The sequence below is a fragment of the Cupriavidus sp. SIMBA_020 genome, assembly GCF_046535395.1.
GTDB lineage: Bacteria > Pseudomonadota > Gammaproteobacteria > Burkholderiales > Burkholderiaceae > Cupriavidus > Cupriavidus campinensis.
Genome location: NZ_JAWRWU010000650.1, coordinates 1 through 269 on the forward strand (window position 1 = coordinate 1; position 269 = coordinate 269).

Sequence of the window (269 nt, forward strand, 5' to 3'; positions counted from 1 at the left end):
CTTGACGCGCACGATCTCGTTGTCCTCGCCCGGCACCACGCCCGCGGCCGCCCAGATGGCGCGGATGTGAAACAGGTGATCGCCGGCGCTGGGCGCGCGCACGATGACGCGCGCGTCCTGCCATTGCGGCACGCTGAGGGTTTCATGCGCGAAGCCGGCCAGCGGATCGGCCGCCAGGCCGCGCACGCCCGCCGCGCGAGCCGGGGAATTGATCGACGTGTCCGTCATGGCGCTCAGCCCCCGTTGGCGGGTGCGTCGGTCATCTTGAC

General features: G+C 71.7%; 1 protein-coding gene. It reads right to left on the reverse strand.

Annotated elements, in window-relative coordinates:
- A partial coding sequence (locus tag SB751_RS30915) for a phage tail assembly chaperone (protein ID WP_410749140.1) occupies positions 1-228 on the reverse strand: 228 nt, incomplete at its 3' end.
- Positions 229-269 lie beyond the last annotated feature (41 nt).